Raw genomic sequence first — 23,733 nt, forward strand, 5'->3', positions numbered from 1 at the left:
CACCCGCGCGCCGAGTCTCCACCGCGCGCCTCGACGACCCCTGCTCGTCGAGATGGCAACTCTCGGCTGTGCGCGCGTGCCGCGGGACAGCCGAGAGTTGTCATCTCGGCGTGGACGCTCGCGTGGGGGTGGCCGGGAGAGCGACGGCGGGCGTGGGCGGTGCGGGGCGGGTGGCGATCAGGACGCCCGAGACCACCACGGCGCCCAGGGCCAGCTCCGGCGGGGACGGGCGCTCGCCCAGGAACGCACAGGACGCCGCGATGCCCACGACCGGGACCAGCATCGAGAACGGGGCCACCACGCCCGACGGGTGCCTCGCCAGCAGGGCGGTCCAGATCCCCGAGCCGACGACGGTCGCCACGAGGACCGTGAACGCCAGCCCCGCCAGCGCCCAGGCCCCGGTCGCGGTCCCGAGGGTCGTGAGCGAGCGGCCGATCGCCGCGGGGCCCTCACGCACGAGCGACAGCGCCAGCATCGGCAGCGGCGGCACGACCGACATCCACAGCATGAACCGCAGCGGGCTGTCCGGGCGGGCCTGCCGGCTGGACACGTTGCCGAACGCCCAGCCGAGCCCGCCGCACAGCGTCAGCACCACCGGCAGCAGCCCCGCGGACGCCCCGGCCCCGGCGCGCAGCGCCGCGATCCCGCCCAGCCCGCAGATCGCGACCGCCACGCCGACCGCCTGCCGCGCGGTGATCCGCTCGCGCAGCCAGGCCGCGCCCAGCAGCACGGTGAACGGGGCCGAGGCCTGCAGCACCAGGGACGCCAGCCCTGTCGGCATGCCGGTGTCCATCGCGAGGTAGAGGAACGCGAACTGCAGCACCCCGAACCCGATGCCGTACCCGAGCAGCCAGCGCACCGGGACCCGCGGGCGCGGCACGAGCAGCAGCGTCGGCACGGCGAGCAGCGCGAACCGGAGGGCCACCAGGAAGAACGGCGGGAACTGCTCGAGCGACAGGTGGATCGCCGGGAAGTTCAGCCCCCAGAGCACGGCGACGGTGAGGGCGAGCAGGCGGTCCCGGGGTGGCATGCGCCGATCCTCGCCCGCGCGCACCGTGCAGCACCATCGAAAGATCGCGCACCCTCCCTGTAGCGTCGCTGCATGGACACCCGCCACCTCGCGACGCTCCGGGCGGTCCGGGACCGTGGCGGCGTGACCGCGGCCGCCGCCGCGCTGCACCTGACCCCCTCCGCGGTGTCCCAGCAGCTGCGCGTGCTCGCCCGGGACGCCGGGGCCGAGGTGGTCGAGCGCTCCGGCCGCGGCGTGCGGCTCACCGGCGCCGGGCACGCGCTGGCCGATGCCGCCGCGGACGTGGCGGTCGCCCTCGAGCGTGCCGAGGCGGCCGTCGACGCGTTCCGGTCCGCCCCGCACGGCCTGGTCCGGGTCGCCGCGTTCCAGTCGGGCGCCGAGCTGCTGCTGCCGGGCCTGCTCCGGCGGGTCGCCGCGATGGACGGGGTGCGGGTCGAGCTCGGGGACGAGGACGTCGCCCAGGACGAGTTCCCCGCGCTGGCCGCCGACTTCGATCTCGTCGTCGCCCACCGCCCGGACGCGGGCGCCGAATGGCCGGCGGGCGTCGACGTCGTCCCGCTGCTGCGCGAGCCGCTCGACGTCGCGCTGCCGCCCGGCCACCGCCTCGCCGGACGTGCGACCGTCACCCCGGCCGACCTCGCCGACGAGCCGTGGATCGCGGTGCGGGCCGGGTTCCCGGTCGCGGGCGTGCTGGACGCCGTCGGCGCGGTGGCGGGGCGGCCGCTGCGGATCGTGCAGCGGTTCAACGACTTCGGCGTCGTCGAGGCGCTGGTGGCCGCGGGGCACGGCGTGAGCCTGCTGCCCCGGCACACCGCGGGGCGCCGCGGCGCGGTGCTGGTGCCGCTCGCCGGAGTCCGCGCGGGCCGGCGGGTGGACGCCCTCGTGCGCCCCGACCGCCGTGCGCGCCGGGTCGTGCGGCGGGTGCTGGACGCCCTGAGCGCGGAGGCCGCCCGGTTCGCCGACGACCGGGAGCCGGTCGCCACCGGCCCGGAGCGCCCCGACCGGTAGCCTTGACCCTCGTGAGCCTGCGCCTGTTCGACACCGCCACCCGCGAGGTGCGCGACTTCGTCCCCGTGACCCCGGGCGCGGTCGGCATCTACCTGTGCGGCGCGACGGTCCAGGCGCCCCCGCACGTGGGCCACGTCCGGTCCGGGGTCGCGTTCGACGTCCTGGTCCGCTGGCTCCGCCGCACCGGGCACGACGTGACCCTGGTCCGGAACGTCACCGACATCGACGACAAGATCCTCGCGAAGTCGGCCGAGGCCGGCGTCGCGTGGTGGGCGTGGGCGATGCAGAACGAGCGCGCGTTCACCGCCGCCTACGACGCGCTCGGCGTGCTGCCGCCCACCTACGAGCCCCGCGCCACCGGTCACGTGCCCGCGATGGTGTCCCTGATGCAGCGCCTGGTCGACACGGGGCACGCCTACGTGGCGGCCGAGGGCGACGTCTACTTCGACGTGCGCTCGTACGCCGACTACGGCTCGCTCACCAGCCAGCGGCTCGACGACATGGCCCCGGCGCCCGACGGCGCGGGGGACGACAAGCGCGACCCGCACGACTTCGCGCTCTGGAAGGCCGCCAAGCCCGGGGAGCCGGAGACGGCCTCCTGGGACACCCCGTTCGGCCGCGGCCGACCGGGCTGGCACCTGGAGTGCTCCGCCATGGCGCAGCGCTACCTGGGCGACACCTTCGACATCCACGGCGGCGGCCTGGACCTGCGGTTCCCGCACCACGAGAACGAGCAGGCCCAGTCCCGCGCCGCGGGGTACGGGTTCGCCCGGTACTGGCTGCACAACGGCTGGGTCACCCAGGCCGGCGCGAAGATGAGCAAGTCGCTCGGCAACGGCCTGCTGGTCAGCACGCTGCTGGAGACCGTGCGCCCGGCGGTGGTGCGGTACGCGCTGACCGCGGTGCAGTACCGGTCGATGCTGGAGTGGACCCCGGACACGCTCGCCGAGTCCGAGGCCACCTGGGACCGGCTCGCCGGCTTCGTGCAGCGCGCCACCGAGCGGGTGGGCGCGGTCGAGGCCGCGGAGCTGGCGACGGCGGAGCTGCCCGAGGGCTTCGGCGCCGCGCTGGACGACGACCTGAACGTGCCGGCGGCGCTCGCCGTCGTCCACGAGCACCTGCGCGCGGGCAACACCGCCCTGGCCGCCGGGGACGACGCCGCCGTGCGCGCGGGCCTCGTGGCCGTGCGCGCCATGCTCGACGTGCTGGGCCTGGACCCGGCCGGCGAGCAGTGGGGCGCGGCCGCGGCCGACGACCGGCACGCCGAGGCGCTCGACGCCCTGGTGCGCGCCGAGCTCGACGCCCGCGCCGCCGCCCGTGCGGCCCGCGACTGGGCCACCGCGGACGCGATCCGCGACCGCCTGACGGCCGCGGGCGTGGCCGTCGAGGACAACGCCACCGGCGCGCGCTGGTCACTCGCCGCGCGCCAGACCACCGAGGACGAGGACTGATGGCCGGGAACTCCCAGCGCCGCGGCGCCACACGCAAGCCGGGCTCCAAGAAGGGCGCCTCCGTCGGCTCGGGCGGCCAGCGCCGCCGCGGGCTCGAGGGCAAGGGGCCCACCCCGAAGGCGGAGGAGCGGTCCTACCACCCCGCCGCCAAGAAGAAGGCCGCGGCCGAGCGCCGCGCGGTCGCGGGCACCCGCGGCTCGGGCAACCGCCCGGCCGGCCGGGGCGGCGGCGCCGCGGGCAAGGCGCGGGGCGCGGGCGCGACGGAGGTCGTCGCCGGGCGGAACTCCGTGGTCGAGGCGCTGCGCGCCGGCATCCCGGTGTCCGCGGTGTACATCGCGACCCGGCTCGAGGCCGACGACCGCACCCGAGAGATCCTGCGCACCGCGACCGAGGCCGGCTACCCGCTGCTCGAGGTCACGAAGCCCGAGCTCGACCGGCTCACCGACGGCTCGGTGCACCAGGGCGTCGCGATCCAGGTGCCGCCGTACGACTACGGCGACGTCGAGGACCTGCTGGACGTCGCCGCCGCCAGCGACCGCGCGCCGCTGATCGTCGCGCTCGACGGCGTGACCGACCCGCGCAACCTCGGCGCCGTGCTCCGCTCCGCGGGCGCGTTCGGCGCGCACGGCGTGCTGGTCCCCGAGCGCCGGTCCGCCGGCGTGACCGCGTCGGCCTGGAAGGTGTCCGCGGGCGCCGCCGCGCGCGTCCCGGTCGCCCGGGCCACGAACCTGGTGCGGGCGCTGGAGCGGCTGCACGAGGCCGGCTGCTTCATCGTGGGCCTGGACGGCGGCGGCGACGTCGCGGTCGCGGACCTGCCGTACTCGGCGGACCCGCTGGTGCTCGTGGTCGGCTCGGAGGGCAAGGGCCTGTCCCGCCTGGTGCGCGAGCACTGCGACGCGATCGCGTCCATCCCGATCGCGAGCGAGGTCGAGAGCCTGAACGCCGGCGTCGCCGCGGGCATCGCCCTGTACGAGGTCGCCCGCACCCGCGCCTCCTGACCCGCCCGGCCGTCCCCGGGGTGCGGTCACCCCGGGGCGGGCGGACAGTGGTCGCATGAGCCACGACACCACCGACCCCGTCCGCACCGTCGCCGGGATGCTGAAGGACGAGCGCCTCGGCGTGCTCACCACCGTCGCCCCGGACGGCACCCTGATCGCGCGCCCGATGGCGCTGCAGGAGGTCGAGTTCGACGGGGACCTGTGGTTCTTCGCCGAGCGCGGCTCCCGCAAGCTCGCGCACGTCGCCGCCGACCCGCGGGTCAACGTGACCGTCGGGTCGGGCGCGACCTGGGTGTCGGTGGCGGGCGTCGCCGAGCCGGTCGAGGACGTCGCGAAGAAGCGCGAGCTGTGGAGCGCCGGCGTCGAGGCGTGGCTGCCCGACGGCCCGGACTCCCCGCAGGCCGTGCTGCTGCGCGTGCGCGCCGAGTCCGCGGAGTACTGGGACGCCCCCGGCGGCCGGGTCGCGACGCTGCTCAGCTTCGTGAAGGCGAAGGCGAAGGGCGAGCGCCTCGAGGGCGAGAACGAGCGCGTCGAGCTCTAGTCAGTCCCGGACGACCGGGATGACGTCCGTGTCCTCGCGCAGGTCCGCCGCCGAGACGCCCAGGATCGACTCCTCGTCGGGGCGGTTCGGCAGGATGTCCTGCGTGTAGGACCTCACGGCCTCGCGCATCGGGACGTCGCGCTTCTGCGCCTCCGACAGGAACCACCGGTGGTCGAGCAGCTCGTGGTAGAGCTGCGCGGGCTCGAGCTTGGGCCGCAGGTCGCGCGGCACGGCGCGGACGGCGGGCTCGAACACCTCGGTGAGCCAGTCGTGCGCGACGAACGTCTCGTCGTCGTTCTGCCGGTCCATCGCGGCCACGTACTGGTCGAGGTCGTTGAGCAGCCGGCGCGCCTGGTTCTCCTGCACGTCGAGCCCGGTGAGCCGCATGAGCCGGCGCGAGTGGTGCCCGGCGTCGACGACCTTCGGCTGGATGCGGACCGTGGTGCCGTCGATGTCGGTGGTGATGTCGAGCTCGCCGACGTCGAAGCCCAGGTCGTTGAGCCGCTCGATGCGGGCCTGCACCCGCCAGCGCTCGTTCAGCCCGAACGACTCGGAGCTGGTCAGCGCGGACCACAGCTCCTCGTACCGCTCGGCCAGGGCGTCGCCGATCGCGACCGCGTCGACGTCCTCGTCCAGGAACTCGCCGGCCTGCAGGTCCATGAGCTCGCCGATGATGTTGACCCGCGCGACCTCGAGGTCGTACGCGCGCTGGCCGGGCGTGAGCTCGTCGTGCAGGTCGCCGGTCTCGGCGTCGACCAGGTAGGCCGCGAACGTCTCGGCGTCCCGGCGGAACAGCGTGTTCGACAGCGACACGTCGCCCCAGTAGAAGCCGACGAGGTGCAGGCGGACCAGCAGCACGGCGAGGGCGTCGATGAGCCGGGTGGCGGTGTCGGGCCGCAGCGCCTGGCTGAACAGCGCGCGGTACGGCAGCGAGAACCGCAGGTGCTGCGTGATGAGCACGGCCTCGAGCGGCTCGCCGTCGGGCGCGGTGCGCCCGGTGATGACGCCGACCGGTTCCACGCTCGGGACGTCCAGGCGGCCGAGCTGGCGCAGCAGCTCGTACTCCCGGTACGCGACGGTCTCGCCGATCTCCTTGATCGCGACGACCCGGCCGGACAGCCGCGCGAACCGCACGGTGTGCCGGGAGATGCCGCGGGGGAGAGCGGCCAGGCGCTCGGCCGGCCAGTCGGCCAGCGGCACGTCCCAGGGCAGGTCGAGCAGGGCCGGGTCCGGCGCGGCCGCGGTGATCTGCAGGCGCGTGCGAGGGGTCATGGGTCGATTCTCCCATCCGGACGACGAAGGGGCGGGGCCGGTGCGTGCCGGCCCCGCCCCTACGGCGTGGAGATGTGGTGCGTCAGTGCGCGATGCGCTCGCCCGAGCCGGCGTGGAACAGGTGCTGCTCGCCGGTGCGGATGCGGACGTGGATGGTCTCGCCCTTGGCCGGGACCTGCCGCGGGTCGACGCGCACGATGACCTGCGCGTCGCCGGCGCCCGAGTGGACGTCCGCCGCGCCGGCCTCGCCGACGAGCGAGCCGTACACGAACGCGTCGGAGCCGAGCTCCTCGACGATGTTGACCGACACCGGGATCGAGTCCGGGGTGCCCTGCGGGACGACGTCCAGCGCCTCCGGGCGGAACCCGATGGTGATGGAGTTGTTGTCGTCCGACGCCAGCGTGCCGAGCACGTCGCGCGGCACGGCGATGCCGGCCGAGCCGACCTTCGCGACGCCGTCGGTGATCGGGAACGTGCCGATGTTCATGGCCGGGGAGCCGATGAAGCCGGCGACGAACACGTTGGCCGGGGTGTCGTACATGTCGCGCGGGGTGCCGACCTGCTGCAGGAGGCCGTCCTTGAGGACCGCGATGCGGTCGCCCATGGTGAGCGCCTCGGTCTGGTCGTGCGTGACGTAGACCGTGGTGACGCCCAGGCGGCGCTGGAGCGACGCGATCTGGGTGCGGGTCTGCACGCGGAGCTTCGCGTCCAGGTTCGACAGCGGCTCGTCCATGAGGAACACGCGCGGCTGGCGGACGATGGCGCGACCCATCGCGACGCGCTGCCGCTGGCCACCCGAGAGGGCCTTCGGCTTGCGGTCGAGGTACTGGGTCAGGTCGAGGATCTTGGCGGCCTCCTCGACGCGGGTGCGGATCTCCGCCTTCGGGGTGCCGGCGATCTTGAGCGCGAAGCCCATGTTGTCGGCGACCGTCATGTGCGGGTACAGCGCGTAGTTCTGGAACACCATCGCGATGTCCCGGTCCTTCGGCTGGACGTCGGTGACGTCGCGGTCGCCGATGAGGATGCGACCCGCGTTGACGTCCTCCAGGCCCGCCAGCATGCGGAGGGAGGTCGACTTGCCGCAGCCCGAGGGGCCGACGAGGACGAGGAACTCGCCGTCCTCGATGTGCAGGTCGAGGGCGTCCACCGCGGGACGCTCCGTGCCCGGGTACACCCGGGTGGCCTTGTCGAACGTGACCGTAGCCATGGTTCATCGATCCCTTCACCGGCAGGTACGTGCCGGACGATCCGTCGTGAAGAGTGTCAGAGTGTCTTCGCTGACACGGGTCGAGGGAGGTCGGGTGACCCCCCTCGGTCCACGGACATCCAACCACACCAGGCTGACCTGCGGGTGAACTCGCGGCGGTCAGTTGAGGACCACGACGTCCGAGTCGCCGTAGCCGAGCAGGTCGCCGCCGTAGGGCCACACGCCCTGCACGCCGGGGGGCAGCCGCGTCGCCCACGCGGGCGCGCCGGAGGACAGCGCGAACGCCGCGAGCGCGCGCTGGGACGACAGGGCCGGGTCGCGGCCGTCGTCGGCGCGGCCGGACGCCGTCGGGGCGGCGCCGACCGTCAGGCCGAGCTCCGCCAGCGCGTCCGGCCGGGCGAGCACCAGGACGTACCGGCCGTCCGTCATCACCGACGCGCCGTCGCCGGACACCTCCACGACCGTGCGCCAGACCTCGCGGCCGGTCGCCACGTCCAACGCCCACAGACCGTCGGTGTCCGCGCCGTACAGCGTGCCCTCCAGCAGCACCGCCGCCGGGTCCGACCAGCGGGGGTGCGGCGACGTCCACAGCTCGGCACCCGACTCGGCGTCCACGCCCACCAGGACCCGGCCCTCCGAGGTCGACGAGGCCACCAGCTCCACGCCGGGCACCGAGCCGTCGTCCACGGACAGCCACAGCGGCTGGCCGGGCAGGTCGGTCAGGGGCTCCCCGTCGTCGTCGAGCAGGCGCGCACCGGCGCCGCCGCTCGCCAGCAGGTGCCCCGTGCGGGACACGGACAGGTAGTCGGCCCCGGACGCCTGGAGCCGCCCGTCGGCGGCGTCGAACGCCCAGGAGCCGAGCTCGCCCTGCACAAGCACCCGCCCCGGCGCGACGGACACGCCCGGCGGGTAGAAGAGCCGCGCGGCGGCCTCCGGGTCGGTGAGCGGGACGTCGGTGCGCCACAACGGGGCCGCGCCGCCGTCGTCGGGCGCGCCCCGGTCCGCCGCCGTGTCCCACGCGGAGACCCGCAGGGTGCCGTCGGCGATCGACGCCAGCACCTGGAGGCCGTCGGCGCCGCCCCAGCCCGACATCGGCGCGACCTGGCGGGTGGCGCGCAGCTCGCCCGTCGCGGCGTCGAGCGCCACGAGGCGGGCCGCGCTGGGCGCGGCCGGCGCCCAGCTCCCGGAGTCGTCGGCGGCGTCGGCCGCGCCGCGGTCGAGGACGAGGCACCGGACGGTCGCCACCGGCTCGGCGTCGGGCGCGCAGGTCGGGTACTCCATGCCGACGTCGGGCTCGGCCCGGCCGCCGTCCTCCAGCGACGTCGACCAGACCTGGGTCCCGTCGCGGTCGAGCGCGACCAGCTCGCGCGCGGCGTCCCACGGCGGGGACGCGACGCCGATCCGCAGGTCGCCCACCGGGATGCCGGAGAGCACGACCGACGCCGTCTCCTGGCTGTACCGGTGCGCGGCGGGCAGGCCGGGCGCGACGGTCCGCAGCACCCCGGCGACCTCCTGCCGGGCGGCGACCCGGCCGTCCTCGCGGGCGTCGAGGAGCGCCTGCGCGCCGACGAGCGCGAGCGCGGCGACGACCGGGACCGGCCACCAGCGGCGCAGCGCGCGCCGGCGCCGGGCGACCCGGCGGGCGCGCGCGGCCTCCGCCTCGGGGTCCTCGGCCTCGGGGGCGAGCGGCAGGTCGGTGCCGACGTCGACCAGCTCGACGTCCTGCATCGGCTCGCGTCGTCGCCCCACGACCGGAACCTACGCCCCGGGGGGCGCTCCGCGCGCGGGATCGGCCCCGCCGGCGCCGGCGGCCCCGGGCGCGAGGTCCGCGGCCAGCCCCGCCAGCAGCGCGGACAGCGCCTCGGGGTCCGGCACGCGGTACCGGGCGGCGGTCGGGCCGTCGCCGACCTTGACGGTGAGGTCGTCGGGACCGAGCGCCTCGAAGGCGTGCTCGTCGGTGACGTCGTCGCCGGCGGACAGCACGGACCCGGCCCGGAGCTCGTCCCGGAGCGCCACCAGCGCGGCACCCTTGTCGGCGTCCAGCACGGACACCTCGACGACCTTCTTGCCGTGCAGGGTCACGGACCCGAGACGCTGGCCGACGCCGAGCGCCTCCCGCTCCGCGGCGTCGCCGGTGCCCGGGTCCGCCATGCGGGTGTGCACCACCACCGCGGCGGGCTTCGTCTCGACCCAGACCCCGTCCCTGCCGCGCGCGACCGCCTGCATCTCCCCGCCGAGCCGGGTCAGCCGGTCGGACTGGTCGTCGGTCAGCGTGAGGACGTCGCGGTCCAGACCGTGCTCGCCGACCCGGGCGCGCTCGGCGCCGTGGCTGCCGATCAGCACCGTGCCGGCCGGGACCTCGGCCAGCCGGTGCAGGTCGGCGGCGGGGCGGCCGGAGACCAGCGCGAGGCGCACCGCGTCCGGGTGCCCCGCGAGCTCGCGCAGCGCGGCCACGGCCTCCGGCAGCAGCCGCGACGCCTCGGGGTCGTCCTGCAGCGGCGCGAGCGTGCCGTCGAAGTCGAGCGCGATCAGCAGCGGGCGGCGGGCGGGGTCGGCCACGAGCGCGCGGAGCGCGGCGCGGAGGTCGTCGGTGCCGGCGGGCTCGGCGGGCGGGGTGGGTGCTGCGGGCACTGCGGGGCTCCTCAGACGTGGCGCTCGCGCACCGGGACGGCGGTCAGCACCGACAGGAACGACTCCGACCAGTGCGCGACGTCGTTCTCCAGCACCCGGCGGCGCAGGCGGCGCATCCGCTTGCGGGCCTCGCGCGGGTCGATGTTCGCGGCGTGCTGGATCGCGTTCTTCAGGCCGGCGATGTCGTGCGGGTTGACCAGGATGGCCGCGCCGCCGAGCTCGTCGGCCGCGCCGGTGAACTCGCTGAGCACCAGGGCGCCCCGGTCGTCGGACCGCGCGGCGATGTACTCCTTCGCGACCAGGTTCATGCCGTCGCGCAGCGCGGTGACCAGCATGACGTCGGCCGCCAGGTACAGGGCCGCCATCTCCTCCATGGGGTAGGAGTGGTGCATGTAGTGCACGGCCGCGTGGCCGAGCTCGCCGTGCTCGCCGTTGATCCGGCCGACCTGCGCCTCCACCTCCTCGCGGAGCTGCTGGTAGGCGCCGACGTTCTCCCGGCTGGGCGAGGCGACCTGCACCAGCGTCGACTCCGGCACGGTCATCCGGCCGTCCTCGAGCAGCTCCTCGAACGCCTTGATCCGGTGCCGGATGCCCTTGGTGTAGTCGAGCCGGTCGACGCCGAGCAGCAGCACCTCCGGGTCGCCGAGCTCGGCGCGGATCTCCTTCGCTCGCTGCTGCACCTCGGGGGTGCGGGCGAGCCGGTCGAACGCCTTGGAGTCGATGGAGATGGGGAACGCCGCGGCGCGCACGTGCCGCTCGACCCGGCCGTCGGCGTCGGTCAGCGTGATCATCTGCCCGCGCGTGGTGCGGTCGGTGAGCCGGCGGACCACCCGGACGAAGTTGGCCGCGTCGCCGCCGCGCTGGAACCCGATGAGGTCCGCGCCGAGCAGGCCCTCGACGACCTGGAGCCGCCACGGCAGCTGGGCGAAGATCTCCAGCGGGGGGAACGGGATGTGGTGGAAGTAGCCGATCCGGACGTCCGGGCGCAGCTCGCGCAGGAACTTCGGGACCAGCTGCAGCTGGTAGTCGTGCACCCACACCGTCGCGCCGGGCGCGGCCTGCGCCGCCGCCGCGTCCGCGAACCGGCGGTTGACCCGCTGGTAGGCGTCCCACCACTGCCGGTGGAACGTCGGGGGCTGGATCACGTCGTGGTAGAGCGGCCACAGCGTGTCGTTGGAGAAGCCCTCGTAGTAGAAGCGGAGGTCGTCCTCGGTCAGCTTCACGGGGACGAGCCGCATGTCGTCGGCGTCGAACGGCTCGAGCTCGAGGTCGGCCGAGCCGCCCCAGCCGACCCACGCGCCGTCGGACTTCTGCACGACGGGCTCGAGGGCGGTCACGAGGCCGCCCGGGGAGCGGGTCCAGCTCGGCGCGCCGTCCTCGCCCACGGTCACGTCGACCGGGAGGCGGTTCGCGACGACGACCAGGTCATAACCAGCAGAATCCACTGAAGTCCATCTCCTTGGTGTCGGCTCGACCTTAACGTGACCGAGCACCGACCGCCCGGGGACCGGGCAGGCCCCCTGGTCGTCGCGGCCCGGCGTCCGGGTACCTTCACGGGTCCCGCCGCGCGGCACCACGACCCCCGCGCGAGCGGCGGCTACCGTGCCCGCATGGAGCGCATCGGGCTGTCGCCGGGCGCCGAGATCGGCGGGTACACCATCCTCGCGCCGCTCGGCTCCGGCGGCATGGGCACGGTGTACCGGGCGGTCGACGGCGGTGGCACCCCCGTGGCGCTCAAGCTGCTGCACCCGCACATCGGCGCCGACCCGTCCTCGCGCGAGCGGCTGCGCCGCGAGGTGCTCGCCCTGCAGCGGCTCCGGCACCCGGGGGTCGCGGCCGTCCTGGACGCGGAGGCCGACTCGACCGAGGCGTTCCTCGTCACCGAGCTGGTCCCGGGCGCCGACCTCGCCGAGCACGTGCGGCAGCGCGGGCCGCTGGACGCCGCCGCCCTGCACCGGCTGGCCGACGGCCTGCGGGACGCGCTCGGCGCGGTGCACGCGGCCGGCGTGGTGCACCGCGACCTCAAGCCCAGCAACGTGCTCGTCACCGCCGACGGGCCGGTGCTCATCGACTTCGGCATCGCCCAGTCGGTCGACGAGACCCGGGTGACCTCGACCGGGTTCGTGGTCGGCACCCCCGGCTACCTCGCGCCCGAGCTCGTGGACGGGGCGGAGCCGACACCCGCCACGGACTGGTGGGGCTGGGCGGCGCTGCTGGCGTACGCCGCGACCGGCCGCGCGCCGTTCGGCACCCGGCCGCTGGAGGCGGTGCTGGTCCGGACGCGCAGCGGCGACGCGGACCTGGCGGGCCTGGGGCCGGTGACCGCCGGGGCGCTGTGGGACGCGCTGGCCGCCGACCCCGCCGACCGGGCCGAGCCCGACGAGGTGGTGGCGGCGCTCGCCGAGGCCGCGCGGCGCGGGGAGGCCTACGACGCGGACGCGGCCGCCGCGGCGCTCGCGGCGGGACCGCGGGGCGGCGGCGCGCTGCGCGGCGGTACGGCCGCGGGCGGGACCGTGGCGCTCGGTGCCGCGACCGCGGCGACCGTCGCGCTGGGGGCGTCGGACGGCACGCCGACCCTGGCGCAGCCCGCGGGGACGGGCCCGCTGCCCGCGGGGGCCGCGGCCGCGACCGGCGCGACCGCCGTGCTCGGGCGCGACGGGACGGCCGTGCTCGGGGCCGGGGAGGACGGGACGGCCGTGCTCCCCGCGCCCGGCGGGACGTGGGGCGCGTCGGCGCAGGACGGGAGCACGCGGGCGTTCGGCGCGCCCGCCGCCGCGCCCGCGCCGCCGTCGGTGCCGCCGCGCCCGGCCGTGCCGCCCTCGGCCGCGCCGCCGTCCTGGGACGCGACCGGCGAGGACGACCGGTGGGCCACGGGCGAGTCGCCGACGCAGGCCTGGGACACCCGGCCGTACGGCGAGGGGTACGGCGGGGCCGGGCACGGCGGACCCGCGTCCGGCGACCACCCCGAGCCGTACCCCGGCGCGTGGCCCGACGGCGAGGACGCCGGACCGCCGCCCGCCCCGGAGCCGCCGCGGCGCACCGGAACCCTGCTCGCCCTCGCGCTGCTGGCGCTGACCGGCGCCGCGGTGCGCCCGGGTGCCACGCTGCTCGTGCTGGTGCCGCTGCTGCTGCTCGCCCGGACGGTCGGGTCGGTGGCGGACGCGGTCGGCCGCCGGCGCGAGCGGGTCGGGGCCCGGCGGTCGGACGCGCTCCGCGCCGTCGCGTCGAGCCCGTGGCACCTGCTGCGCGCGGTCGTGACCCTGCTGCCCTCGCTGCTGGTCGCCGCGAGCCTCGTCGTCATCCTGCTCGGCGTCGGCTGGTGGCTCGTCGGCTCGGGCGCGCTGGAGGCCGGGCCGCTGCGCGCGGTGGGCGACGCGCCCGCCCCGGAGTCGGTGGCGACGTTGCTGGTGGTGGCGGCCGCCGCCGGGCTCGCCGGGCTGTGGTGGGGACCCGCCGCCCGGACCACGCGGGACGGGGCGCGCTGGCTGCTCGGCGGGGTGGCGCCCCGGCGCGGCGGGGCGACCGTCGTCGTGCTGCTCGCGCTGCTCGGCGCGGGGGCGCTGGTCGCGCTCGCGGCCACGGGGACGCTGGTGGACTGGGCGCCGTTCGCGGCGCCGGCGCTGCCCGTCGGGGCCTGACCGGCGCGCCGACGGCGTGTCTGCCCCGGATCGCCGCAGGCCGGTCACGGGAAGACCCAGGTCCGGTCCAGCCGCACCCCGTACGCTGGCCGGCATGACCGGGACCGCCGCCCCGCGCGTGCCCGGCCCCGTCGCGCCCGGATCCGAGTCCCGGCGCCGGGCGCACCGCGCCGCCCTCGCGCCGCTGCTCACGGCGGCCGCGTCGCTCGCGGTGCTCGGTGGCGCCGCCTGGCTCGGGGCCGCGCGCACCGTCGTGCACCCGTGCGTGACGATCGACGGTCCCCTCGCCGTCCTGGGCGTCCGGCTCTCGGTGCTCCAGGACGCGGCCGACTGCCCGACCGGTGTCGCGCTGACGCCCGCCGCGTCGCACGGCGCGGTGCTCGCGCTCGGCCTCGTCCTGCCCGTCGTCGCCCTGCACGCGGCGCTCGGGGCGCTCGGCCTCGGCCTGGTCGCCCTGCTGCTCCGCGCCGCCGGCCCCGTGCGGGCCGTGCTGGGTGCCGTGCTGCACGCGCTGCCCCGCGCGGTGCGCCCCCGCCCGGCCGGCGCCCCGCGCCCCGCGCCCGCGGGCTCCTCCCACCACCCGCGCCCGGCCGTCCTGGCCCGCGCCCTGCACCCGCACCGGGGTCCGCCTGCGGCGCTCGCCTGAGCACCCGCAGCAGACCCGACCGAAGGAGAGCAGGACAGATGAGCACCACCCCGAGCCCCGGCAAGGGCCGGCCGTCGAAGAACGAGCGGCGCGACGCCGCCCGCGAGCAGGCGCGCGCCCTGCGCGAGCAGCAGGCCAAGCGCGACCGCCGCAACAGGTTCCTGGGCATCGGCATGCTGTCCGTCGCGGTCCTCGCGCTCGGCGGCGTCCTCGTCTGGGTCCTCACCCAGGGCGGCGGCAGCAGCGACGAGGCCCTGCCGGACTACCCGGACACCCCGCTGAGCGAGGTCGCCGACGTGCCGAGCACGGCGCTGCCCGAGGGCGGCATCCCCGTGAGCGCCTCGGGCGTCGGCGGGGAGGTCGACGACAGCGCGACCCGCGTCGACGTCTACCTCGACTACATGTGCCCCGCCTGCGGCGCCTTCGAGGAGACCAACGGCGACAACCTCATCGCGCTCGCCTCCGACGGCGCCGCCACCGTGGTCTACCACCCGATCGCGATCCTCAACCGGTACTCGAACGGCACCGGCTACTCGACCCGCGCCGCCTCCGCGGCCGCGCTCGTCGCCGACGAGGCGCCCGACCAGTTCGCCGCGTTCAACGAGCAGCTGTTCGCGGGCCAGCCCGACGAGGGCACCGACGGCCTGACCAACGCGGAGATCGCCTCGATCGCGCGCGACGCCGGGGTGTCCGGCAGCGTCGCGGACAAGATCTCCGACGGCAGCGCGCTCGACCGGTTCGGGCAGTGGGTGACCTCCGCGACCAACGACGTCACGGCGAACCCGGACCTGGTGAACGAGGCCAACGGCAGCTTCGGCACGCCGACGATCACCGTCGACGGCGAGATCTGGACCGAGAACTGGACCGACCCGAACGCCCTGCTGCAGGCGGTCGGCTCCTGACCCGGGCCTGATCCCGCGCGCCGGACGGTGCGCCACCGCGCGAGGCCCCGGCGGCCCGGGTACGCACCCGGGCGCCGGGGCCTCGCGCGTCCCGGCCCGCGGGACGCCCCGGGGCGGATCGCTGTAGACCGCACGTAGACTCCCGCGGTGCCCTCCCTGCTCGTGGACGTGACCCCGCTGCGCGTCAGCCCCGAGTTCCGCCGGCTCTGGTGGGGCCTCTCGGTCGCGAACCTCGGCGCGCAGCTCACCGTCGTCGCGGTGGGGCTCCAGGTGTACGAGCTGACCCGGTCGACCTTCGCGGTCGGCGTCGTCGGGCTGTGCGCGCTGGTCCCGCTCGTCGTGTTCGGCCTGTACGGCGGCGCGATCGTCGACCACGCCGACCGCCGCAAGGTCGCGCTGGTCGCGTCCGCGGTGAGCTGGGTCGCCACCGTCGGGCTGGCGATCCAGGGCTGGTCGGACAACACCCACGTCGGCGTGCTGTACGCGCTGGTCGCGCTGCAGTCCGGCGCCGGGGCCGTGAACAGCCCCGCGCGGTCGGCGATCATCCCGCGCCTGCTCGAGCCCCGGCTGATGCCCGCCGCGAACGCGCTGCAGACGGTCGGCTGGAACGTCGCGCTCACGCTCGGCCCGCTGCTCGGCGCCGGGCTGGTCGCCCTGCTCGACTACGGGATCGTCTACACGCTCGACGCGCTGCTGTTCACGTTCGCGTTCACCGCGCTGCTGCGGCTCCCGCCGATCCTCCCGGAGCCGTCGGAGACCCGCCGGTCCCGGGCCGGGCTCGCGTCCGTCCTCGACGGCCTGCGGTACCTGGGCACCCGGCCGAACGTCCGCATGACGTTCCTGGTCGACCTGGTCGCCATGATCACGTCGTCGCCGCGCGTGCTGTTCCCGGCGGTCGGCCTGGTCTACCTGGGCGGCGGCGAGACGACGGCGGGCGTGCTGACGGCGGCGGTCGCCGCGGGCGCCATGCTCGCGGGCCTGTTCTCCGGGGGGCTCGCGCGCGTGCGCTGGCAGGGGCGGATCATCGTCGTCGCCATCACGATCTGGGGCCTCGCCGTCGCGGCGTTCGGCGCGGTGCTCGTCGCCGCCGGGCGGTCCGGGCCGGACCACGTGCTGTGGGCCGCGCTCGCGCTGGCCGTGGTCACCCTCGCCGCCGCCGGCGCGGCCGACGCCGTCAGCGCGGTGTTCCGGCAGACGATCCTGCAGACCGCGACGCCGGACGACATGCGCGGCCGGCTGCAGGGCGTGTTCGTCGTGGTGGTCGCGGGCGGGCCCCGGCTCGGCGAGCTGCTGCTCGGCTGGCTGTCGGGCACGCTCGGCGAGGGCGGGGCGGCCGTCGTCGGGGGCCTCGCCTGCGTCGTGATCCTGTGGGTGCTCGTGCGGGCGCAGCGCGGGTTCTGGCGGTACGACGCCCTCGACCCGCAGCCCTGACCCGGCCGGTAGGCTGGGCGCCGCGCTCCCGCGGGAGCGCGACGCCTCCTTAGCTCAGCTGGCCAGAGCAGCTGTCTTGTAAACAGCAGGTCGTCGGTTCGAATCCGACAGGGGGCTCCGGACCGCCCGCTCAGCCCTCGGGCAGCAGCGACCGCACGACCCGCGCCGGGTTCCCCGCCACGACCACGTCCGGCGGCACGTCCCTCGTGACGACCGAGCCCGCGCCCACCACGGACCGCGCCCCGATGGTGACGCCCGGGCACACCACGACGCTGCCGCCCAGCCACACCCCGTCCTCGATCGTGATCGACGAGACGCGCTCCCAGCCCTGCGGGCGCAGCTCCGGGTCCAGCACGTGCGTCGGGGTGTAGAGCCGCACGCTCGGGCCGATCAGCACGTCCGCGCCGACCCGGATCTCCCCGCCGCCCAGGGTCAGGAAGTCCGCGTTCACGAAGGTCCGGTCGCCGAGGTGCAGGCGGTGGCCGTAGTCCAGGTAGAACGGCGGCCGGAAGTCGACGCCCTCGCCCACGGTGCCCAGCAGGTCGCGGAACAGCGCCTCCGCCGCGGCCCGGTCCTCGTCGTAGAGGGCGGTGATCCGGCGGCAGGTGCGCTGGGTGCTCGTCGTCAGGTCCGCCAGCTCGGGGCCCGACCGGTAGCGGTACCAGTCTCCGGCCACCATCTTCTCGTACTCCGTGCGGCCGTCCGCGAGCGCGGCCGCCAGGTCGAGATCCACCACAGGGTCCTCCTTCGTCGTGAGCGACGAGTCTCCCAGCCTGCGGCGGCCGCCCGCCCGGGACCTCTTGACCCTGCCCCGGGGGCACGGTTTCCACTGGTCCCGATGGACGCATCCGAGGCCGTCGGCCGTGCGTGGAGCACCCGGCAGCTCGCCGAGCTGGCCGGCACGACCGTGAAGGCCGTGCGGTACTACCACGAGGTGGGGCTGCTCGAGGAGCCCGAGCGCGCCGGCAACGGCTACAAGCAGTACCGCGTGCCGCACCTGGTGCGCCTGCTGCAGATCAAGCGGCTGAGCGACCTCGGCCTGCCGCTCGCGCAGATCGCCGCGCTGTGCCGCGCGGACCAGCGGCCCGACGACGCCATCCGCGTGCTGGACGCCGAGCTCGCCGCGACGATCGAGCGGCTGCAGCGGGTCCGGGCGGAGCTCGCCGTCGTCCTGCGCGACCGCGCCCCCGTCGACGTGCCCGAGGGGTTCGCCGAGGTGGCCGGCCCGCTGTCGGAGGCGGACCGGGCCATGCTGCTCATCTGGTCGCGCGTGCTCGACGAGCGGGCCATGGCGGAGCTGCGGGACATGATGCAGACCCGCTCCGACGGCGACGACGAGTTCGACGCGCTGCCCCCGGACGCGGACGACGCGACGGTGGAGGCGCTCGCCGTCCGGCTCGCCCGGGTGATCGCGCAGGCCCGCGAGCGGTACGTCTCCGTGCGCGACCCCGGCGCGTTCGGCCTGCGCGGCGCCGAGGAGGCCCGCCGCACCGTGCTGCCCGCGATGGCGCACCTCTACAACCCCGCGCAGCTGCGAACCCTGGCCCGCGCGGAGCAGATCCGGGCGCAGAGCGCGCCGGAGGACCTCGCGCCGCCCACCGAGGAGGACCGATGAGCACCGTCCCGACCGACCCGTCCGACCCGACCGACCCGGCGTCCCCGACGCTCGCCGAGGACCTGCTCCTGCTGCTGTTCGACCCGCGCAACGGCGTGTTCCACGGCGAGGGGGTGCCGCTGTTCCACGTGCTCGCCGGCGCGGTGCTCGTCGACCTCGCCGAGCAGGACCGGGTGGAGGTCGCGGCGACGCCGACCTGGCGTGGGCGCCCGGTCACGGCCCGCGGCGACGCCCCGCCCGCCGACGCGCTGCTGCGGCCCACCTGGGAGCGGGTCGCCCGCTCGCCCGTCGACGTGCAGCAGCTGATCGTCGAGACCGGGCCCGTCCTACGGCCGGCGACCGTCGACCGGCTCGTCGAGCGCGGGCACCTGCGGCGCGAGCGGCGCAAGGTGCTCGGCCTGCTGCCCGTGACGGCGCTCGCGGACGGCGGGACGCCCCGCCGCGCGGAGCTGGTCGCCGCCGTGCGCGCCACGCTGGTCGACGGCGCCGAGCCCGACGCCCGCACCGCCGCGCTCGCGGGGCTGCTCTCCGCGAGCGGCTCCCTGCCCGCGCTGCACCGCGAGATCCCGTGGTCCGGCGCGGTGCACGACCGCGGCCGCGCCCTCCAGGAGGCCGACCGCGGGACCGCCGAGGCCGCGGAGGCGGTCCGCCGCACCGTGGTCGCCGCGCTCGCGACGATGGTCGTGACCGCGACCGCCGCCGGCCAGGCCCGCTGACCCACCCCGCCCCACCCGCGCCCGCCGCGAGTGAGTAGCCGACACGTCGAGTGCCTATCCAGCGGATAGGCACTCGACGTGTCGCGTAGGCACTCGACGTCCGGCGGTGCCGGGCGCGGGTGCGCCGCCGGCGCCGGGCGGGCGGCGCCGGCACCACCTAGCGGCGCGGGACCGCCGTCGTGCCGCGGACCACCAGCTGCGTCGGCAGCCGCTGGTGCTCCGCCGCCGCAGCCGGGCCCCCGGCTGGCCCGAGCAGCTCCAGCAGCATCGCCACCGCGGCCCGCCCGAGTCCCTGGATCTCCTGCCGCACGGTCGTCAGCGGCGGCGTCGTCGCGGCGGCCTCGGGCACGTCGTCGAACCCCACCACGGACAGGTCGGTCGGCACCCGGACCCCGAGGCGCGCGGCGGCGTCCAGGATGCCCATGGCGGACAGGTCGTTGGCCGCGAACAGCGCGGTCGGCGGGTCGTCGAGCGCGAGCATCGCCGCGGTCGGCGCGTCGGCCGCGTCGCGGCGGTACTCGGCCACGTGCACCAGCGCCGGGTCGACGGCGATGCCCGCCTCGGCGAGCGCCGCGCGGTAGCCCGCCTCCCGCAGCCGCGAGGACTCGAGGTCGGTGCGCCCGCCGAGGAACCCGATCCGCCGGTGCCCCAGCCCGAGCAGGTGCCGGACGGCGAGGACGGCGCCGTGCAGGTTGTCGGAGTCGACGGTCGGCAGGCCGCCCGGGCCGGCGTGCGGGTCGACGGCGACCACGGGCACCGGGGACCCGGGGTGCAGGACGGTTGGGGTCACCAGCACGGCGCCGTCGATGAGGGTGCCGCTGAGGCGCGCGAGGTAGCGGTGCTCCCAGCCGGCCCGGCCGGAGCCGCCGCCGGTGTAGGCGAGCAGCGCGTGCTCGGTGTCCCGGAGGGCCGCGCCCGCGCCCTTGAGGATCTCCGAGCTGAACGGCTCGAACTCCGCGACCAGCACCCCGATGACGCCGGTGCGGTGCGAGCGGAGCCCGCGCGCGACGAGGCTCGACTCGTAGCCGAGCCGGTCGACGACGGCGCGCACGTGCGTCGCGGTGCCGGCCGCGATGCCGTCCCGCTGGTTGACCACCTTCGAGACCGTCGCCACCGAGACACCGGCCTCGCGGGCGACGTCGGTGATCGTCACCCGCTGTGCCATGGCCGTGATCCTAGGTTGCTAAAACGTTATCGACAACGGTTGACACGTCGTCGCGACGGCTGCCAGAGTCCCTCGTGCAGTCACTGATGACGAGCAGGTCCGGCCCCGGCGCAGACGCGGGGACCGGCGTCAGGAGCACGACGCGCGGCGGTCACCCGCCGACGGCGAACCGGTCCGGCCCCGGCGGGGAGGACCACGGTCAACTCAACGAAGAGGGCAGATCATGAAGGCACGGAAGACGCTGGCGGTCACGGCCGCGGCGATCGTCGCGGCCATGACCCTGGCCGCCTGCGGCGGCGGCGACTCGGGGTCCGGTGGCGAGGACGGCGGGGACGTCACCATGACGTTCTGGCACAACTCGACGACGGGCGACGGGAAGGCCTACTGGGAGGACACCGTCGCGGCGTTCGAGGAGGCCAACCCGGGCGTCACGATCAACATCCAGTCCATCCAGAACGAGGACATGGACGGCAAGCTCCAGACGGCGCTGAACTCGGGCGACGCGCCGGACATCTTCATGGCGCGCGGCGGCGGCAAGCTGGCCGACGTCGTCGAGGCCGGCCAGGCCATGGACCTGAGCGACGCGCTCACCCAGGAGACGCGCGACGCGCTCGGCGAGGCGTCCCTGGCGGCGTTCACGGTCGACGGCGGCGTGTACGGCGTCCCGACCGCCGTGCTCCCCGGCGGCATCTACTACAGCAAGGACCTGTTCCAGCAGGCCGGCATCACCGAGACCCCGACGACCGTCGACGAGCTGAGCGCCGCGGTCGACAAGCTCAAGGCCGCGGGCATCCAGCCGATCGCGCTGGGCGCCAAGGACGCGTGGCCGGCCGCGCACTGGTACTACTTCTTCGCCCTGCGCGAGTGCTCGCAGGACACCATGGCGCAGGCCGCCAAGGACATGTCCTTCGACGACGCGTGCTGGACGAAGGCCGGCGAGGACCTGCAGGACTTCGCGGGCACGGAGCCGTTCAACGACGGCTACCTGACCACGACCGCGCAGCAGGGCGCCGGCTCGTCGGCGGGCCTCATCGCGAACCACCAGGCCGCGATGGAGCTCATGGGCGCGTGGGACCCGGGCGTCATCGCCTCGCTCACGCCGGACCAGCAGCCGCTGGCCGACCTCGGCTGGTTCCCGTTCCCGGCGGTCGACGGCGGTGACGGCGACGCCACGGCCATGATGGGCGGCGTCGACGGCTTCACCTGCTTCGTGGACGCGCCGGCCGCGTGCGCCGACTTCCTCAACTTCATCGCGGAGAAGGAGAACCAGGAGGGCTACGCCGAGGCGTTCGTCACCCTGCCCGCGAGCAAGGACGCGCAGTCGGTCGTGACCGACCCGGCCCTGCAGGACGTCCTGGCGTCCTACAACGACGCGGCCTACGTGTCCGTCTGGCTCGACACGCTGTTCGGCCAGAACATCGGCAACGCGCTCAACACCAGCGTGGTCGAGATGCTCGCCGGCAGCGGCAGCCCCGACAAGATCGTCGAGGCTGTCAACGCCGCGGCGGCCAAGGAGTAGCAGCACCATGAGCGACTCGCAGGGCGTGGGCCCGCTGGTCATCTCGTCGCCCGAGGGTCGCTCGGCGACCGGGGGCGGTGCCGTCGCGGCACCGTCCCCGGCGCCCCGCCCGCGCCGGCGGCGCGGGAGCTGGCGTCAGCGGCTCGAGATCGGCCTCCTGTCCGGGCCGGCCATCCTGGTCTTCCTGGCGTTCGTCATCTTCCCCGTGGTGATGGCGGCGTACTACGGCTTCTTCAAGTGGAAGGGCTTCGGCCCGCCCACCGACTTCGTCGGGCTCGACAACTACGTCGCGATCCTCAAGGACCCGACGTTCCACGACGCGCTGCGGCACAACGGGTTCATCGTCGTGATGTCCCTGGTCCTGCAGGGGCCGGCGGCCGTGATCCTGGCGCTGCTGCTCAACCGCAAGATCCGAGGCCGCTCGCTGATCCGGGTGCTGATCTTCGTGCCCTACGTGATCTCCGAGGTCATCGTCGGCACCGGCTGGAGCCTCATGCTCCAGACCACGGGCGCCGTGAACGACCTGCTCGAGAAGATCGGGCTCGGGGGCTGGGCGGTCGACTGGCTGTCCGACCCGAAGATCGCCATCTGGTCGCTGATGCTCATCATCACCTGGAAGTACATCGGCTTCGCGGTGATCCTGTTCCTCGCGGGCCTGCAGTCGATCCCCGAGGAGCTGCACGAGGCCGCGGCCATCGACGGCGCGTCCTACTGGCAGGCCCAGCGCGCGATCACCCTGCCGCTGCTCGGCCCGACCATCCGGATCTGGGCGTTCCTGTCGATCATCGGCTCGCTGCAGCTGTTCGACCTCGTCTACATCATCTGGGGGCAGTACGTCTCCGCCACCGCCGGGACGTCGACGATGGCCACCTACATGGTGTCCAACGGGCGCCTGGCCGGGAACTACGGCTTCGGCAACGCCGTCGCGGTCGTGCTGTTCCTCATCTCGCTGGTCATCGCGCTGACCTACCAGCGCTTCGTGCTCCGCCGGGACACCGAGGGCGCGCTCACCGAGAGGAAGAAGTGATGGCCGCCACCGCGCTCCAGGCGCCGCCGCTGCCCGCCTCGCGCCCCGAGCCCCGCCGTCGCCGCGGCCGCTCGCTCGAGCGCGTCAACCCGCTGGTCTACGTCGTCGCGTGGCTGCTCGTCGGGATCTGCATCGGCCCCGTCGCGTACATCGTGCTCGGCGGCCTGCGGACCAACTCGCAGATCACGGTCGACCCGTCCGGCTTCCCGACGACGTGGGAGTTCGGCAACTACGTCGACGTGCTGACCAGCTCGCTGTTCTGGCAGCAGTTCGCGAACTCGGCGATCTGCGGCATCGCGACCACGATCGGCGTCGTCATCCTGGGTGTCATGGCCAGCTTCGTCGTCGCCCGGTACGAGTTCCGGGGCCGCGGCGCGATGTACTCGCTGTTCGCCGCGGGGCTCATGTTCCCGATGACGGTCGCGATCACGCCGCTGTACATCATGATCCGCCAGCTCGGGCTGATGAACAGCCTGGCCGGCATCATCCTGCCGCAGATCGCGTTCGCGCTGCCGACGACGATCATCATCCTGGTGCCGTTCCTGCGGGCCATCCCGAAGGAGCTCGAGGAGGCCGCGTCGATCGACGGCGCCAGCCGGCTCGGGTTCTTCTTCCGGATGGTCGTGCCGCTGTCCGTCCCGGGCGTCGTGACGGTCGGCATCCTCGCGTTCGTCGCGAGCTGGAACAGCTACATGCTGCCGCTGTTCATCCTGAACGACGAGGGGCAGTACACGCTGCCGCTCGGCGTCCAGGCGTTCGCCTCGCAGTACTCCGTCGACACCGCCCGGGTGCTGGCGTTCACGTCGCTGTCGATGATCCCCGCGCTGATCTTCTTCTCGCTCTTCGAGCGGCGGATCGTCGGCGGGCTCACCGGCGCCGTCAAGGGCTGAGGCCGGCGGCGGGGCGCCCCCTGCGCCGCCCCGCCGCCCCGCCCGC

The 23,733-nt window shown here is 75.5% G+C and carries 21 protein-coding genes and 1 tRNA gene; 14 read left to right on the top strand and 8 right to left on the bottom strand.

Features of this window, described 5'->3' with window-relative positions:
- Positions 1-100: 100 nt before the first annotated feature.
- Positions 101-1,030, bottom strand: coding sequence for an EamA family transporter (locus FKM96_RS12325; RefSeq protein ID WP_147795475.1), 930 nt, complete (start codon positions 1,028-1,030; stop codon positions 101-103).
- A gap of 72 nt (positions 1,031-1,102) precedes the next feature.
- On the opposite strand from FKM96_RS12325, the gene FKM96_RS12330 reads away from it, so the two are divergent.
- The 4 genes from FKM96_RS12330 to FKM96_RS12345 are packed head-to-tail and all read left to right on the top strand — an operon-like array spanning position 1,103 to position 5,028.
- Positions 1,103-2,038, top strand: a complete 936-nt coding sequence (locus tag FKM96_RS12330; RefSeq protein WP_147795476.1) for a LysR family transcriptional regulator — start codon at positions 1,103-1,105, stop codon at positions 2,036-2,038.
- 11 nt (positions 2,039-2,049) lie between these two features.
- The gene (gene cysS, locus FKM96_RS12335; protein WP_147795477.1) at positions 2,050-3,489 is read left to right on the top strand and encodes a cysteine--tRNA ligase; all 1,440 of its coding nucleotides are present in this window, start codon (positions 2,050-2,052) and stop codon (positions 3,487-3,489) included.
- Complete coding sequence (gene rlmB, locus FKM96_RS12340; RefSeq protein WP_147795478.1) at positions 3,489-4,487, top strand: 23S rRNA (guanosine(2251)-2'-O)-methyltransferase RlmB; 999 nt, start codon at positions 3,489-3,491, stop codon at positions 4,485-4,487. The genes cysS and rlmB overlap by 1 nt, the downstream gene beginning before the upstream one ends.
- Positions 4,488-4,542: 55 nt before the next feature.
- Positions 4,543-5,028, top strand: coding sequence for a pyridoxamine 5'-phosphate oxidase family protein (locus FKM96_RS12345; protein ID WP_147795479.1), 486 nt, complete (start codon positions 4,543-4,545; stop codon positions 5,026-5,028).
- On the opposite strand, the gene FKM96_RS12350 is transcribed toward FKM96_RS12345, so the two are convergent.
- From FKM96_RS12350 to FKM96_RS12370, 5 genes are all read right to left on the bottom strand, one after another.
- Positions 5,029-6,300: a DUF4032 domain-containing protein gene (locus FKM96_RS12350; protein ID WP_147795480.1), complete on the bottom strand. Its 1,272-nt coding sequence runs from the start codon at positions 6,298-6,300 to the stop codon at positions 5,029-5,031.
- An 82-nt stretch (positions 6,301-6,382) separates the two neighbouring features.
- Positions 6,383-7,507, bottom strand: a complete 1,125-nt coding sequence (locus tag FKM96_RS12355; protein WP_147795481.1) for an ABC transporter ATP-binding protein — start codon at positions 7,505-7,507, stop codon at positions 6,383-6,385.
- 159 nt (positions 7,508-7,666) lie between these two features.
- A complete protein-coding gene (locus tag FKM96_RS12360) occupies positions 7,667-9,256 on the bottom strand; it encodes a PQQ-binding-like beta-propeller repeat protein (RefSeq protein WP_147795482.1) in 1,590 nt (529 codons plus the stop codon).
- Between the two features lie 9 nt (positions 9,257-9,265).
- Positions 9,266-10,138 carry a trehalose-phosphatase gene (gene otsB / locus FKM96_RS12365; protein ID WP_246854959.1) on the bottom strand — a complete coding sequence of 291 codons (873 nt, stop codon included), beginning with the start codon at positions 10,136-10,138 and terminating at the stop codon, positions 9,266-9,268.
- Between the two features lie 11 nt (positions 10,139-10,149).
- Positions 10,150-11,583 carry a trehalose-6-phosphate synthase gene (locus FKM96_RS12370; RefSeq protein WP_147795483.1) on the bottom strand — a complete coding sequence of 478 codons (1,434 nt, stop codon included), beginning with the start codon at positions 11,581-11,583 and terminating at the stop codon, positions 10,150-10,152.
- 165 nt (positions 11,584-11,748) lie between these two features.
- Between FKM96_RS12370 and FKM96_RS12375 the strand changes: the two genes are divergently transcribed.
- The 5 genes from FKM96_RS12375 (at position 11,749) to FKM96_RS12395 (ending at position 16,872) form a co-directional block, all read left to right on the top strand.
- Positions 11,749-13,776: a serine/threonine-protein kinase gene (locus tag FKM96_RS12375; protein WP_147795484.1), complete on the top strand. Its 2,028-nt coding sequence runs from the start codon at positions 11,749-11,751 to the stop codon at positions 13,774-13,776.
- Between the two features lie 94 nt (positions 13,777-13,870).
- Positions 13,871-14,422, top strand: a complete 552-nt coding sequence (locus tag FKM96_RS12380; RefSeq protein WP_147795485.1) for a hypothetical protein — start codon at positions 13,871-13,873, stop codon at positions 14,420-14,422.
- 38 nt (positions 14,423-14,460) lie between these two features.
- A complete protein-coding gene (locus FKM96_RS12385) occupies positions 14,461-15,324 on the top strand; it encodes a thioredoxin domain-containing protein (protein ID WP_147795486.1) in 864 nt (287 codons plus the stop codon).
- Positions 15,325-15,471: 147 nt separating this feature from the next.
- On the top strand, positions 15,472-16,755 hold the full coding sequence (locus FKM96_RS12390; RefSeq protein ID WP_147795487.1) for an MFS transporter: 1,284 nt from the start codon (positions 15,472-15,474) through the stop codon (positions 16,753-16,755).
- A gap of 43 nt (positions 16,756-16,798) precedes the next feature.
- Positions 16,799-16,872, top strand: a tRNA-Thr gene (locus FKM96_RS12395).
- A 13-nt stretch (positions 16,873-16,885) separates the two neighbouring features.
- On the opposite strand, the gene FKM96_RS12400 is transcribed toward FKM96_RS12395, so the two are convergent.
- The gene (locus tag FKM96_RS12400) at positions 16,886-17,488 is read right to left on the bottom strand and encodes a sugar O-acetyltransferase (RefSeq protein WP_147797095.1); all 603 of its coding nucleotides are present in this window, start codon (positions 17,486-17,488) and stop codon (positions 16,886-16,888) included.
- A gap of 105 nt (positions 17,489-17,593) precedes the next feature.
- Between FKM96_RS12400 and FKM96_RS12405 the strand changes: the two genes are divergently transcribed.
- Positions 17,594-18,370, top strand: a complete 777-nt coding sequence (locus tag FKM96_RS12405; protein ID WP_147795488.1) for a MerR family transcriptional regulator — start codon at positions 17,594-17,596, stop codon at positions 18,368-18,370.
- Positions 18,367-19,086, top strand: coding sequence for a GPP34 family phosphoprotein (locus FKM96_RS12410; protein ID WP_147795489.1), 720 nt, complete (start codon positions 18,367-18,369; stop codon positions 19,084-19,086). The genes FKM96_RS12405 and FKM96_RS12410 overlap by 4 nt, the downstream gene beginning before the upstream one ends.
- A 157-nt stretch (positions 19,087-19,243) precedes the next feature.
- On the opposite strand, the gene FKM96_RS12415 is transcribed toward FKM96_RS12410, so the two are convergent.
- A complete protein-coding gene (locus tag FKM96_RS12415; protein WP_147795490.1) occupies positions 19,244-20,251 on the bottom strand; it encodes a LacI family DNA-binding transcriptional regulator in 1,008 nt (335 codons plus the stop codon).
- Between the two features lie 223 nt (positions 20,252-20,474).
- Here FKM96_RS12415 and FKM96_RS12420 point away from each other — a divergent pair, with 223 nt between their 5' ends.
- Genes FKM96_RS12420 through FKM96_RS12430 form a run of 3 tightly spaced genes read left to right on the top strand, consistent with a single transcriptional unit; the run spans position 20,475 to position 23,687 of the window.
- A complete protein-coding gene (locus tag FKM96_RS12420; RefSeq protein ID WP_147795491.1) occupies positions 20,475-21,770 on the top strand; it encodes an extracellular solute-binding protein in 1,296 nt (431 codons plus the stop codon).
- 7 nt (positions 21,771-21,777) lie between these two features.
- Positions 21,778-22,797: a carbohydrate ABC transporter permease gene (locus tag FKM96_RS12425; protein WP_147795492.1), complete on the top strand. Its 1,020-nt coding sequence runs from the start codon at positions 21,778-21,780 to the stop codon at positions 22,795-22,797.
- Positions 22,797-23,687, top strand: coding sequence for a carbohydrate ABC transporter permease (locus FKM96_RS12430; protein ID WP_147795493.1), 891 nt, complete (start codon positions 22,797-22,799; stop codon positions 23,685-23,687). Before FKM96_RS12425 ends, FKM96_RS12430 begins: the two co-directional genes overlap by 1 nt.
- Positions 23,688-23,733: the final 46 nt, after the last annotated feature.

Source organism: Cellulomonas sp. Y8 (assembly GCF_008033115.1).
In the GTDB taxonomy this organism is placed as follows: Bacteria; Actinomycetota; Actinomycetes; order Actinomycetales; family Cellulomonadaceae; genus Cellulomonas.